Origin of the sequence: Rhodococcus sp. T2V (assembly GCF_029269925.1) — a bacterium.
GTDB lineage: Bacteria > Actinomycetota > Actinomycetes > Mycobacteriales > Mycobacteriaceae > Rhodococcus_F > Rhodococcus_F koreensis.
Genome location: NZ_JARJBD010000029.1, coordinates 26,297 through 39,645 on the forward strand (window position 1 = coordinate 26,297; position 13,349 = coordinate 39,645).

The window sequence follows — 13,349 nt, forward strand, 5'->3', positions numbered from 1 at the left end:
TACCCCGGACTCACGTCGACGTAGTACCGGAGTATGAGATCGGAGTCCCCTCCCCCCACGAGGCCAGCGATCGAACCGGACCCGGGAGTGATGTGGCTGCGCAACACGAATTCATAACGTCGTCGTCATGCGAACGACGGGGACACGGAGAACGACTTGGGCCGCGGTGGCGTGCGCGGCCACCGCGATACTGACCACCACAGGATTCGCCGGCACCGGTGCGGCGAGCACGCCCCGCCACGAGAACGTCGCCGCCTCCGCCGCCGTGCACACGCTCACCGCACCGGAAGCGCTCACCGAGGACTCCATTCCCGAGGACTTCGCATCGGTGATGGGGTATACACCGGTGCGGATCGACGGAATGCTCGCCAACCCCGGCGGAGACTGCTCCTCCCCGGTGCCGCTGCCGCTCGAGTTCGACACCGCGTGCAAGGCCCACGACCTCGGCTACGACCTGCTGCGGTACGCGTCGCGGTCCGGCGAGGATCTCGGACCCTGGGCGCGGCAGTCGCTCGACGCGCAGCTGGATCAGCGGATGCACACCGCGTGCGACACCCGTCTCGACGAGCAGGCACGGGCGCAGTGCTTCGTGATGGCCAACATCGCGACCACCGCCGTCACCGGAAACAGCTGGCGTCAAGGCTATTCGACGCCGGTCACCGAATCCGGGCTCCCGTACGCGCTGGCCGGCGCCGCCGGCGCCGCACTGCTCGCAGGCGCGGCCTGGTCGATCCGCCGCCGCCCGCGTCCGGTCGGGGCGATCGCATGACCACCGCGGCTCTGTCCGGTCCGGGACGGAGCCCCGCGCACTCCCGCTCGCGTACCGCGCCGAATACCCTGCGCCGCACACTGACCACGACAATCCCGATCTCGGCGCTCCCGCGCACCTCCTCCACGATCGCCGTCACCACCGCGAATCTCGCGTCCCTCGCCCCCTCTCTGCTCCCCCGGAGTGCGCTGACGCAGGCGCTGTTCACCGGGTTCCTCGCCGCGGTCGGCTTCGGGATCGTCGTCCTCGTCCGCCTGCTCCGGCGATTCGTCACGCGCACACACCCGCATCACGCTCCGCGGGACTCGGTGCGTCTGCTGGTCCTGATCGGCGCCATGATCGTGGTGACGTGGGCGATCGTCCTCGCCGATCACTGGCAGGATTCGCTGCGCGCCGCCATGGGCATGCCGGGCATCGGGCCGGACCACTGGATGCAGGCGATCATCGGGGCGGCGCTGACGTTCCTCCTGTTCGCCGGCATCGGCAGCGTCGTCTCCACGGCCGCCCGCCGTCTCGGCTGGATCGGCAGCGCCACCACCGCCGTCGTACTCGCGACCGGGCTGCAACTGGTCGCCGGACCCGCGTTGTGGGAGATGATGTCCCGTTCCTACAGCGACTCCAACGCGCTCGTCGACGTGTCCCTGCACCGGCCGGTGTCGGCCGAATCGTCCGGCAGTCCGGAGTCCGCGATCAGCTGGGAGTCGCTCGGGCGCCAGGGGCGGCGGTTCGTGGCGGCGGGCGAGCAGTCGGCCGCCATCCGCACCTACGTGGGAATGGATTCGGCCCCCGACGTCGAATCCCGTGCGGCACTGGCGGTCTCGGAGCTGGAGCGGGCGGGCGGGTTCACCCGGTCCGCCATCGTCGTCACGGTACCCACCGGCTCGGGATGGATCGACGAGAACGCGGCCGAAGGATTCGAGGATCGCTTCGCCGACGACGTCGCGATCGTCGGCATGCAGTACTCGTATCTGCCGAGCTGGATCACGTTCGTGTTCGGACGTTCCGCCGCAGACGACTCGGCGGCAGCATTGTTCGATGCCGTCGCCGAGCGGATCGCCGACCTACCCGACGTCCTTCGCCCGGCGCTCTACGTCTACGGCCAGAGTCTCGGATCCGTCGGCGGCAGTGCGATTTTCACCGACGCCGATCAACTCCGGGAACGCGTCTGCGGCGCATTGTGGTCGGGCCCGCCCGCCGGTTCCGTGCTGACGGACGGCGCGACGGTGCTGGCGAACACGTCCGACCCGGTGGTGTGGTGGTCGCCCGACCTGATCCTGCACCGGCCCGACCTCTCGCTCGCGGTACGCGATGCGCCGGTCCCCCAATGGATTCCGGGCATCACGTTCCTGCAGACGAGTGTCGACCTGGTGTCCGCGCTGAACTTCGCGTCCGGGCACGGACACCGCTACGGCACCGAGCAGGGCACCGCCCTGCCCGACTGCTCCTAGCTCGGCGAGCCGATCGGACCGCGCGCGGCCTCGTAGGCGGCACCGACCCGGTACAGCCGCTCGTCGGCGAGCGCGGGGGCCATGATCTGCAGTCCCACCGGCAGACCGTCGTCCGCGGACAGCCCCGACGGGACCGACATCGCGCAGTGCCCGGCCAGGTTGGTGGGCAGCGTGCACAGGTCCGACAGGTACATCGCGAGCGGGTCGCCGACCTTCTCGCCCAGCTTCCACGGCGTGAACGGACTGGTGGGCGACACCAGGACGTCCACCTTCTCGTAGGCCTTGTCGAAGTCCCGGGCGATGAGCGTCCGCACCTTGAGCGCCTGACCGTAGTAGGCGTCGTAGTAGCCGGACGACAGCGCGTAGGTGCCGATCATGATGCGACGCTTGACCTCCGGGCCGAAGCCGGCGGCACGCGTCGCGGCCATCACCTGGTCGGCGCTCATGTCGCCCTGGTCGATGCGCAGCCCGTACCGCATGGCGTCGAAGCGCGCGAGGTTCGACGACACCTCGCTCGGCAGGATGAGGTAGTACGACGCGAGCGCGTACTCGAAGTTGGGGCACGACACCTCGACGACCTCGGCACCGAGTTCGGTGAGTTGCGCGACGGCCGCATCGAACGAGGAGATGACCCCGGGCTGGTAGCTGTCGGAGTGCAGTTCCTTGACCACACCGACCTTCACGCCCTTCAGGTTGCCCCCTGCGCCCTCGCGCGCAGCCGCCACCACGGGACGCACGGGCGCGTCGATCGACGTGGAGTCGCGCGGGTCGTGCCCGGCGATGACCTCGTGCAGCAGTGCGGTGTCGAGCACCGTGCGACCGCACGGACCACCCTGGTCGAGCGAGGACGCGCAAGCGACGAGACCGAACCGGGACACCGTGCCGTACGTCGGCTTGGTACCGACCGTCGCCGTGACGGCGGCGGGCTGGCGGATCGAGCCACCCGTGTCGGTGCCGATCGCGAGCGGGGCCTGCCGGGACGCGAGGGCCGCGGCGCTGCCGCCGCCGGAGCCGCCCGGGATGCGGGTCGTGTCCCACGGGTTGCGGGTGGGGCCGTACGCGGAGTTCTCGGTGGACGACCCCATCGCGAACTCGTCGAGGTTGGTCTTTCCCAGGATCGGGATGCCTGCGTCGCGCAGCTTCTTCGTCAGCGTCGCGTCGTACGGCGCGATCCAGCCTTCGAGGATCTTCGACGCACACGTGGTGGGCATGTCGGTGGTGGTGAAGATGTCCTTGAGCGCCAACGGAACTCCCGCCAACGGGGAGGCGGGAGCATCACCTGCGGCGAGGCTGCTGTCCACCTCCTTCGCCGACACGAGGGCCTGCTCGCCCGCCACGTGCAGGAAGGCGTTCAGCTCTCCGTCGACCGCGGCGATGCGGTCCAGATGCGCCTGGGTGACCTCGACGGAGGACACCTCACGGCTGTGGATCTTCGACGCGAGGTCTGCGGCGTCGAGAGTGGTCAGTTCGGCGCTCATTCGCCCTCTCCAAGAATCTGCGGGACGGCGAAACGATCCTGCTCGACGGCCGGCGCGCCGGACAGCGCCTGCTCGGGCGTCAGGCCGGGAACGATCACGTCGGGACGGGTCACGTTGGTGACGGCGTTCGGGTTCGCCATCGGCGGAACATCCTCGGCGGGCACCTCGGTGACCACCTTCACGTGGCTGAGAATCGAGTCCAGCTGACCGGCGAACTCGTCGAGCTCGGCATCGGTCAGGGCGAGTCGAGACAGCCGCGCGAGGTGCGCGACCTCGTCACGGGAGATGGCAGGCACCGCGGGGCCCCTTTCGGTTCGGACGTACACGTTCGGACGTACACAAGTGGGTCCCAGCCTAGAGCAGTGCCCGGATCAGCCGTGCAGCCAGCGCCGCAACCTGGCCGTCAGGAACGGAAGAACCACGAAGACCATCACCGGCGTCGTGAGCACCGTCGCCACTACGGTGCGGGTCACCACGTCCAGGGGCGCCAGCCGGGGAGTGACGAAGATCGCGACGAGCAGCGAGATCGGGAAGAAGCCGAGCCAGATGGTGACCGCCTGCTTCCACCGCGGCGGTGGGGCGCTGACCCGCACGGCGTGGGTGAGCGTCGACTGCGGTTCGAACCAGCCCTCCACCCCGGTCAGCCGGTGCGTCACCGTGTCCTGCGCCAGACCCGTCCCCCGCCCCACCCACACCTTCCGCGCGGGCGAGGTGATCCATGCGTCGAGCGTGTCCTCGTCCGCGAACCGGTACACCACGTGGTACTGCTCGGGGTCGGACACCGCGCGCAGCCAGCCCCCGCCGAGGAACCCCGGGAACGTGCCCGCCATCGCCATCCCGGCGTCCGTCCAGCGCAGGAATTCCTGCTCCCGGCCCGCCGCCACCCGCCTCGAGACGGACGTCGTCACTCCCGTTGCCGTGGTGTTCATGCACCCATGTTTGGGCCGTCGTGTTTCGCGCACGAGGCGAATCCGTATCGGCGATGTCACGAATCGAACGCGACCTGCGAATCCCCGTCCCGCCCCGGGCGAAGCCGCAGGGGGGACCGCATACTCGGGAACGAAAGTGCAAGGATGGTGAGCGACGGGGGTCGCAGGTACTCCCGCGTCTATCTCGTGGTGAAAGGGACGCACGTGTCGTATCTGCTTCGCGTCCAGCTCCCCGACCGTCCCGGTAGCCTCGGCTCTCTCGCCGTCGCCCTGGGCTCGGTGGGTGCTGACATTCTGTCGCTCGACGTCGTGGAACGGGGTGCCGGATTCGCCATCGACGACCTCGTCGTCGATGTCGAGCCGGGATCGCTCCCCGACACCCTCATCACGGCCGCCGAGAATCTGCCCGGCGTCACCGTCGACTCCATCCGGCCGTACGCCGGAATACTCGACACCCACCGCGAGCTCGAGCTCATCGACCAGGTCGCCACCGCCGCGGACGATCGACTGCAGGTCCTCGTCGACGGCGCCCCGCGGGTGCTCCGGGTCGGCTGGTCCGTGGTCGCAGACCTCGGCCCGCACGGCGCATACCGGGTGGTCGGCAGCTCGGGAGCGCCCGAGACGCACGCCACCGAGATCCCGTGGATGCCGCTGGAGAAGCCCACCGCGCTGGACGGCGAGGGCGACTGGGTGCCGCAGGTGTGGCGCGACATGAACACCACACTCGCCGCGGCTCCCCTCGGGACCACCGGCCGGGTGCTGATGCTCGGCCGCCCCGGCGGCCCGGAGTTCCGTCCGTCCGAGATCGCCCGGCTGGGCTACCTCGCCGGCATCATCGCGACCGTGCTGAGCTGACCTTGGCCCCGGGCCGGAAGGTCCGGGGCCGTGGTCGTGGTCGTCTCAGACGAGTTCGCGGACCAGGACGGTGAGCTCGACACCCGGGACGGGCTCCCAATTGCGGTCGGGCACAGGCACGAACCCGTTGCGGTCGTAGATGCGGCGTGCGTCTTCCATGTCGGACTGGGTCGACATGACGACCGCGCGGTCGCCGCGGTCGTAGGCCGTGTCGAGCACGTGCCGCACGAGCGCCGACCCGACGCCGGAACCGCGGGCGTCGGGTGACACGGCGAGCATCCGGAATTCGAGTTCCCCCGGCTGCGCGACGTCGGCGTACGGGGACGCCGGTTCCGCGATCGTGACGGAACCCACGACCCGGCCCTCCAACACCGCCACCCGGACCTCCGCCTTGTCCGCTCGTTCCGCGGTGTCGCGCAACCGGTTCGTGTACGGATCGTGTGCCTCGACGTGTCCGCCGCCCACGTAGGCGATCACCGTGAGGTCGCTGACGGCCTCGTACTCGTCCGGTGTCGCATTCCGAATCTCGATCATGTCCAGAACTATGACAGGACAGCTCACGCCGCCCAAAACTCGAGCGTGAGGTTCCCGTCACACCCCGGAATCCGCGATCGCGTCCGGTCCCCCCTCCAGCAGTCGGCGGAACCCGTCCTCGTCGAGGACCGGCACACCGAGTTCGACGGCCTTGTCGTGCTTCGACCCCGGGGATTCGCCGGCCACCACGAACGCCGTCTTCTTCGACACCGAACCCGCGGCCTTGCCGCCCCGGACGAGGATCGCCTCCTTCGCCTGGTCGCGGGAGAACGTCTCGAGCGAACCCGTGACGACGATCGACAGGCCCTCGAGGTTGCGCGGAATCGATTCGTCGCGTTCGTCTTCCATGCGCACACCGGCCGCCGACCACTTGTCGACGATCTGCCGGTGCCAGTCGACGCCGAACCATTCGACGACGGCCGCGGCGATGGTGCCGCCGACCCCGTCGACCGCCGCGAGTTCCTCGACGGAGCTCTCCCGGATCCGGTCGAGCGACCCGAACTCGCCCGCGAGCGCCCGCGCCGCCGTCGGACCGACGTGGCGGATCGACAGCGCGACCAGCACCCGCCACAGCGGCTTGTCCTTGGCGGTATCGAGATTGTCGAGCAGCCTGCGGCCGTTGGCCGACAGCCCGCCGGCCTTGGTCCGGAAGAGCGTCGTCTTCAGCAGATCGTCCTCGGTGAGCGAGAACAGGTCGCCTTCGTCGCCGATCGCCTTCGCTTCGAGCAGGCTCGTCGCGGCCTCGTAGCCGAGCACCTCGATGTCGAACGCACCGCGGCCCGCGACGTGGAACACACGTTCCCGGAGTTGCGCGGGGCAGTACTGCTGGTTGGGGCAGCGGATGTCCGCGTCGCCCTCCTTGGCGGGAGCGAGCGGCGTGTCGCACTCCGGGCAGTTCGCCGGCATCACGAACTCGTACTCGTCGCCGGTCCTGGCGTCGACCACGGGCCCGAGGACCTCGGGAATCACGTCGCCGGCCTTGCGCAGCACCACCGTGTCGCCGATCAGCACGCCCTTGCGTTTGACCTCGGAGCCGTTGTGCAGGGTGGCGAGGGAGACGGTGGACCCGGCGACGGTGACCGGCTCCATGTAGGCGAACGGGGTGACCCGGCCGGTGCGGCCGACGTTGACCCGGATGTCGAGGAGCTTGGTGGTGGCCTCCTCCGGCGGGTACTTGTACGCGATCGCCCAGCGCGGCGCCCGCGACGTGGACCCCAGCCGGCGTTGCAGCGACGTCTCGTCGACCTTGACCACCAGACCGTCGATCTCGTGCTCCACGTCGTGCCGGTGCTCGCCCCAGTACTGCACCCTGTCCACGACGGCGTCCGCGCCCGTGACGCGGACGGTGTGGGTCGACACGGGCAGGCCCCACGCCGCCAGCGCCGTGTACGCGTCGTACTGGGAGGCCGGCTCGAATCCTTCGCTCCGGCCGAGGCCGTGGCAGATCATCCCGAGGCGCCTGCGGGCCGTGACGGCCGGATTCTTCTGCCGCAGCGACCCGGCCGCAGAGTTCCGGGGATTCGCGAACGGCGCCTTGCCCTCCTCGACGAGCGCCGCGTTGAGTGCCGCGAAGTCCTCGAGCCGGAAGAACACCTCACCGCGCACCTCGAGGAGCGCCGGAACCGGGTATTCGTCTGTGCCGGTGAGTTTTTCCGGGATGTCGTCGATGGTCCGGGCGTTGAGCGTCACTTCCTCACCGGTCCGGCCGTCGCCGCGGGTGGCGGCGCGGACGAGTCTGCCGTTCTCGTACACCAGGTTCAGCGCGACTCCGTCGATCTTCACCTCGCACAGGTAGTGCAGGTCGGGGCCGGTCTCCTGCTCCACCCGGCTGATCCAGGTGCGCAGTTCGTCGGTCGCGAAGACGTTGTCGAGGCTCAGCATCCGCTCGAGGTGGTCGGCGGAGGCGAAGTCGGTGGCGAATCCGCCGCCGACGAGCTGGGTCGGCGAATCCGGCGTCCGCAGGTCGGGGTACTGGTTCTCGAGGTCGTTCAGCTCGCCCAGCAGCACGTCGAACTCTCCGTCGGAGATGATGGGCGCGTCGCGGACGTAGTAGCGGAACTGGTGCTGCCGCACTTCCTCGGCCAGCTCGTTCCAGTGCTCCCGGACATGTCCGGGGGCCGGTGTCGGGGCTGCGGTCGATTCACTCACCATCGAAGATTAACCGGTCCGGCCGACACCGAACCCCGCACTCAGAGCGATTCGGGGTCGTCGGTGAACGCGCTGCTCACCTCGGCGCAGAACTTCAGCGCGTCGCGGCTCCAGGAGCCGTCGGCGCCCGCGAGTCCGCAGGCCGGTGTCACGGCGACCTGCGTCCGCAGCGTCGTGCGCGGAAATCCGAGCCGGTCGATCAGCGTCACCGCAGGTCGGGCGAGGTCGCGCCAGGTGGCGGGCACGGCCGGAGCGGTGGTCGGGATCAGCCCCAGCGCCAGCTCCTTGCCCGCGTCGAGCAACTCGCCGATGCTGTCCAGGTCCGCAGGCGCCAGCTGCGACACGTCCAGACCGACCGCGCGCGCACTGCTGCGCCGCAGCAGGTCCGTGGGCAGGTCCGCGGAGCAGCAGTGCACCATAGTCACTCCGCCGGAGCCGGCGAGGGCGGCCTCGAGCACGGCGAGAGCCTCCGGCTCCGGCATCGCCCGCACGGTCTCGAGCCTCGACCGACCGGACAGCGTGCCCGCCAGCACGGCAGGCAGTCGTGGCTCGTCGAACTGGATCAGCACCTGCGCACCGACACGCCGGGTGACCTCCGCGGCATGCCGCGCGAGTCCTTCCCCCAGCGATTCGGCGAAATCGCGCACTGCACCGGGGTCGGTGAGCACGCGCCTTCCGGTGCCGAGTTCCACCTCGGCCGCCAGCGTGAGAGGACCGACCGACTGCACCTTCACCACGTGATCGGCCCCGACGAGGCCCGCACTCTCCCACGCTTCCTCGAGCGCGTCGAGGTCCTGGTTCAGGAAGTCGGTCGCCCGCTTGGCCACCGAGCCGCGACGCTGCACCACGCGGTAGGCGGACGTGGACACGTCCAGTTGCAGATCCACGAGCAGGGCGCTGGCGCGGCCGATCATGTCGGCGCCGAGCCCGCGGGCGGGCAGCTCCACCAGGTGCGGGAGCCTGCCGAGTTCGCCGAGGACGACGGTGGCGGCTTCACGCGGGTCCGCTCCGGGCCACGAGCCGACGCCGGTGACGCCACCGGCCAATGAAATACCCTGCGTCACTGCGTGTTCGGATGCGCGTCGGTGCCCGAGATGGTTCCGCTACCCAGCACGATGTCGCCTGCCGGGTCGGTCCGGTACAGAACGACGGCCTGTCCCTTCGCCACACCGGTGAGCGGGTCGCGCAGCGAGATGCGGATACCTCCGTCGACGGCTTCCGCCACCGCCTCGGCGAGTCCGCCGTGCGCGCGCACCTGGACGGTGCATTCGACCGGTCCGGACGGCGCGCTCCCGGACGTCCACACGGCGCGGTCCGCGCTGATCGCGTGCACTTCGAGGTTACGCGCCGAACCGACACGGACGGTGCCGGTTTCGGGTTCGATCGACGTCACGTACCGCGGCTGCCCGTCGGCCGCGGGGCCCTGGACGCCGAGGCCCTTCCGCTGACCGATCGTGAACCCGTGCACGCCTTCGTGTTCCGCGAGCACCTCACCCGAATCGGCGTCGACCACACTGCCCGGGCGGACACCGATGTGGGCGCCGAGGAACGCCCGGGTGTCACCGGACGGGATGAAGCAGATGTCGTGGCTGTCGGGCTTGTTCGCCACGGCGAGACCGCGTTCGGCGGCCTCTTCCCGGATCCGGTCCTTCGGGGTGTCGCCGACGGGGAACATCGCCCGCGACAACTGCTCGGCCGTCAGAACACCGAGCACGTACGACTGGTCCTTGTCCGCGTCGACGGCACGGCGCAGCACACCGTTGTCGAGCTGCGCGTAGTGACCGGTGGCCACCGCGTCGAACCCGAGGGCGATCGCGCGGTCCGCGAGCGCCGCGAACTTGATCTTCTCATTGCATCGCAGGCACGGGTTGGGGGTCTCCCCCGCCGCGTAGGACGCCACGAAGTCGTCGATCACGTCTTCCTTGAAGCGGTCGGCGAAATCCCATACGTAGAACGGGATTCCGAGCACGTCCGCGGCACGCCGGGCGTCACCGGCGTCTTCCTTGGAGCAGCAGCCCCGGGACCCGGTGCGCAGCGTGCCCGGCTCGGCGGACAGCGCGAGATGCACACCCACCACGTCGTGTCCGGCAGCGACTGCCCGTGCCGCCGCCACGGCGGAATCGACGCCGCCGCTCATGGCCGCCAGTACTCGCATCAACGATTCCCTCCACGCGCTCCGACACCGGCGAGCCCGGCGGCGCGGGCCCGCTCCACAACTTGCGGCAGTGCCGCGATGACTGCATCCACGTCCGCGACCGTCGACGTGTGCCCGAACGAGAAGCGCAACGACCCGCGCGCGGTCGCGGCCTCCACGCCCATCGCGGTCAGGACGTGGCTGGGGCGGGCGACACCGGCGGTACACGCCGAACCGGTCGAGCACTCGATCCCGGCGGCGTCGAGCAGCATCAGCAGCGAATCGCCCTCGCAACCGGGGAACGTGAAGTGGGCGTTGCCCGGCAGTCGCGCGCTGCCCACCGGACCGTTCAGCACGGCGTCCGGGACGATCTCGCCGACGCGCTCGATGAGGCGGTCGCGCAGGACGGACAGTTCCGCGGCGCGGGAGTCGAGATTCGCGGTCGCGTCGCGCAGCGCCGCCGCCATGCCGACGACACCCGCGGTGTCCGGGGTGCCCGAACGCAGGTCGCGTTCGTGTCCCCCGCCGTGCAGCAACGGCACACACGGCACCTGCCGTCCCAGCAGGAGTGCACCGACACCCTGCGGTCCGCCGACCTTGTGCGCGGCGATGCTCAGCGCGGACAGCCCGCTGGCAGCGAAGTCCACGGGGATGTGCGTGACGGCCTGGACGGCGTCGCTGTGCACGGGCACACCGAACTCGGCCGCCACCGCGGCGAGTTCGGTGATCGGCATGATCGTGCCGACCTCGTTGTTGGCCCACATGATCGTGACCAGGGCGGTTTCGTCCGCATGGACGGCGAGTTCGTCGCGCAGCGTCTGCGGCGACACCCGGCCCAGTTCGTCGACGGGCAGCCACGTGACCTGTGCGCCCTCGTGCTTCTCGAGCCACTCCACCGCGTCGAGCACCGCATGATGCTCGACGGCACTGGCCAAAATCCGCACCCGCCCGGGGTCGGCGTCACGCCGCGCCCAGAAGATGCCCTTGACCGCGAGGTTGTCGCTCTCGGTGCCACCGGAGGTGAAGATGACCTCGGACGGCCTGGCGCCGAGGTCGGCGGCGATGGACTCGCGGGCCTCCTCGATGCGACGGCGGGCGGCGCGCCCGGAACCGTGCAGCGAGGACGCATTGCCCACGGTACTGAAGATGTCGGTCATCGCCCGGACGCTCGCCGGCACCATGGGAGTGGTGGCTGCGTGGTCCAGGTAGACGGGGTGATCGGCACTGCGGGCAGAGGTCATGACGTGACCAGGATAGCTCAGGCGACGAGACGCTCCGCCGCCTCGACGTCCGTAGCCGCCGTCCCGACCGCACTCTGCAGCGGATCGACGATGTCGTGCGCCGCGAGATCGATGCGTTCGTCGCCTCGGGCGGCGCGTTCGCATCGGGCCGCAAGATCGCGGCGGCACTCCCCCGGATACTCGATCGGCGCCAGCCGGACCTCGGCGTTGACGCCCTTCTGACGGATGATGCGCCGGATCGACCGGCCGATCGTCTCCTCGCCCACGAAGCACGGCCCGGTCGTCAGTTCGCCGCCCCGTCCGGTGTATCGCAGCGAGATCGGCTGAACCGGGCACTCCGCGTCGATCGCCGCCTGGAACAGCGCGGGCCGGAATCCGCCGTACGCCCGTCCACACCACGTCGTGCCCTCGGGGAACGCCACGACTCGTTCGCCGTCGCGCAGCCTGCCCGCCGTCGTCGCCACGGTGCCCGGGAGCGCCCGCAGGCTCTGCCGTTCGATCGGGACGACCCGCATCCGCCGGGCGAGCGAACCCAGAACCGGCCAGTCCAGCAGATCGCCGCGGGCGACGAAGTTCGCCGGTGCCAGCGCACTGAGCACCAGCACGTCGGTCCAGGACACGTGGCCGGCCACCACCAGAAGCCCGCCGTCGTGCCGGCGCTTTCCGCGGTGATCGACCACGACGAGGCGAATTCCCACGCAGCGCAACAGAATCGCCGCATACCGACGCTGCAGACCCGTCCGCCACAACCGCGGCAGCAACCATCCCGCGGTCAGGAGCGGCGCCGTCGCCAGCGCCGACACCACGAGGCACCACCGCACGACCACGGTCGGGATCGACACGGCGTTCGCCTCCGCGGGCAGGCATCCCGCGCCGCACGGACTCGACGGCATCCACGAATGCACGGGCACTGCAGCCGTCTCCGGCACCGCGGCCGTCTCCGGCACCGCGGCGCTCATGCCTGCGCCCCCGCCTCGAAAGTGGCCGAAGCCGAACGCAGGCGGTCGAGGTACCGCTCGTTCGCGCCGTGCAGTCCCTGCAGGGCGACGAAGTCGGCGACACCGAATTCCGGGTCGTGCGCGGGCTCCCCGCACACCTTGGCGCCGAGGCGCAGATATCCCCGGAGCAGCGGCGGCAGGACCGGGCGGGCGGGCGGGTCGATCTCGTCGAGTGATCGCCCGTCGACGCGCACCGGGTTCCTGGGCACGGCCCGGGAGGCCGGGTCGCTGCCGTACTTGCGGAGCAGCAGATCACGCACGCCGCGGACGTTGGAACCGGCCACCGCGTCCGGGTGCTCCCGCATCGGCACGGAGACGCAGCCCATCACCCACTCGTATCCGGTCAATTGCAGGTAGTGGAGGATCCCGGCCCACATCAGGCTCAGGACCGAACCGGAACGGTGATCGGGGTCGACGCACGCCCGGCCCATCTCGACGATGCGGTTGCCGACGGGATCGAGTGCCGAGATGTCGAATTCGGTGGCGGTGTAATAGCCGCCGGCCTGGGCGGCGGCGTCGGGCGGGAGCATGCGATAGCACCCGACGAATTCGCCGGTCTCCTCGTGCCGGACGAGGAGGTGGTCGCAGAAGTCGTCGAACCGGTCGGAGTCGAGGGCGTCCGCGTGCGCGGGGACGGAGAAACCGGGTTCCGAGGCGAACACGCGGTACCGCAACCGCTGAGCGGCCACGCGGTGTTCGCGGTCGGACGAGACGACCAGGGAGTACCTGGGTGCGGTTACAACAGAATCGGCGGTCTCACTCGGTGCGCGGAGAACTGACGAAGTTGTCATGGCGCAGGTTTACCGAGCAGGGGC

The 13,349-nt window shown here is 70.1% G+C and carries 13 protein-coding genes; 3 read left to right on the forward strand and 10 right to left on the reverse strand.

Going from position 1 to position 13,349, the window contains the following annotated elements; all coding sequences use genetic code 11:
* Positions 1-127 precede the first annotated feature (127 nt).
* Together P3H15_RS23805 and P3H15_RS23810 are read left to right on the forward strand one after the other, a co-directional pair.
* Positions 128-769 carry a hypothetical protein gene (locus P3H15_RS23805; RefSeq protein ID WP_276139479.1) on the forward strand — a complete coding sequence of 214 codons (642 nt, stop codon included), beginning with the start codon at positions 128-130 and terminating at the stop codon, positions 767-769.
* Positions 766-2,217 carry an alpha/beta-hydrolase family protein gene (locus P3H15_RS23810; RefSeq protein WP_276139480.1) on the forward strand — a complete coding sequence of 484 codons (1,452 nt, stop codon included), beginning with the start codon at positions 766-768 and terminating at the stop codon, positions 2,215-2,217. Before P3H15_RS23805 ends, P3H15_RS23810 begins: the two co-directional genes overlap by 4 nt.
* Here the strand turns inward: P3H15_RS23810 and gatA are convergent.
* From gatA to P3H15_RS23825, 3 genes are all read right to left on the reverse strand, one after another.
* Positions 2,214-3,695, reverse strand: a complete 1,482-nt coding sequence (gene gatA / locus P3H15_RS23815; RefSeq protein ID WP_072937739.1) for an Asp-tRNA(Asn)/Glu-tRNA(Gln) amidotransferase subunit GatA — start codon at positions 3,693-3,695, stop codon at positions 2,214-2,216. The genes P3H15_RS23810 and gatA overlap by 4 nt on opposite strands.
* Positions 3,692-3,991, reverse strand: coding sequence for an Asp-tRNA(Asn)/Glu-tRNA(Gln) amidotransferase subunit GatC (gene gatC / locus P3H15_RS23820; protein WP_005240352.1), 300 nt, complete (start codon positions 3,989-3,991; stop codon positions 3,692-3,694). Before gatC ends, gatA begins: the two co-directional genes overlap by 4 nt.
* A gap of 75 nt (positions 3,992-4,066) precedes the next feature.
* Positions 4,067-4,624, reverse strand: coding sequence for an antibiotic biosynthesis monooxygenase (locus P3H15_RS23825; protein ID WP_276139481.1), 558 nt, complete (start codon positions 4,622-4,624; stop codon positions 4,067-4,069).
* Positions 4,625-4,828: 204 nt separating this feature from the next.
* Here P3H15_RS23825 and P3H15_RS23830 point away from each other — a divergent pair, with 204 nt between their 5' ends.
* On the forward strand, positions 4,829-5,479 hold the full coding sequence (locus P3H15_RS23830) for an amino acid-binding protein (protein ID WP_025432327.1): 651 nt from the start codon (positions 4,829-4,831) through the stop codon (positions 5,477-5,479).
* 45 nt (positions 5,480-5,524) lie between these two features.
* Here the strand turns inward: P3H15_RS23830 and P3H15_RS23835 are convergent, their stop codons facing one another.
* The 7 genes from P3H15_RS23835 to P3H15_RS23865 are packed head-to-tail and all read right to left on the reverse strand — an operon-like array spanning position 5,525 to position 13,325.
* Entirely contained in the window at positions 5,525-6,013 is a 489-nt protein-coding gene (locus P3H15_RS23835) for a GNAT family N-acetyltransferase (protein WP_276139482.1), read from the reverse strand.
* Between the two features lie 57 nt (positions 6,014-6,070).
* Positions 6,071-8,161: an NAD-dependent DNA ligase LigA gene (ligA, locus tag P3H15_RS23840; protein ID WP_276139483.1), complete on the reverse strand. Its 2,091-nt coding sequence runs from the start codon at positions 8,159-8,161 to the stop codon at positions 6,071-6,073.
* A 41-nt stretch (positions 8,162-8,202) separates the two neighbouring features.
* Positions 8,203-9,225: a methionine synthase gene (locus P3H15_RS23845; RefSeq protein ID WP_276139484.1), complete on the reverse strand. Its 1,023-nt coding sequence runs from the start codon at positions 9,223-9,225 to the stop codon at positions 8,203-8,205.
* A complete protein-coding gene (gene mnmA, locus P3H15_RS23850; RefSeq protein ID WP_276139485.1) occupies positions 9,222-10,316 on the reverse strand; it encodes a tRNA 2-thiouridine(34) synthase MnmA in 1,095 nt (364 codons plus the stop codon). Before mnmA ends, P3H15_RS23845 begins: the two co-directional genes overlap by 4 nt.
* Positions 10,316-11,536, reverse strand: a complete 1,221-nt coding sequence (locus P3H15_RS23855; RefSeq protein ID WP_276139486.1) for a cysteine desulfurase family protein — start codon at positions 11,534-11,536, stop codon at positions 10,316-10,318. The genes mnmA and P3H15_RS23855 overlap by 1 nt, the downstream gene beginning before the upstream one ends.
* A gap of 17 nt (positions 11,537-11,553) precedes the next feature.
* Positions 11,554-12,495 (reverse strand): 1-acyl-sn-glycerol-3-phosphate acyltransferase, encoded by a 942-nt coding sequence (locus P3H15_RS23860; RefSeq protein WP_276139487.1) that lies wholly within the window; start codon positions 12,493-12,495, stop codon positions 11,554-11,556.
* Positions 12,492-13,325 (reverse strand): GNAT family N-acetyltransferase, encoded by an 834-nt coding sequence (locus P3H15_RS23865; RefSeq protein ID WP_276139488.1) that lies wholly within the window; start codon positions 13,323-13,325, stop codon positions 12,492-12,494. The genes P3H15_RS23860 and P3H15_RS23865 overlap by 4 nt, the downstream gene beginning before the upstream one ends.
* Between the last annotated feature and the right edge of the window lie 24 nt (positions 13,326-13,349).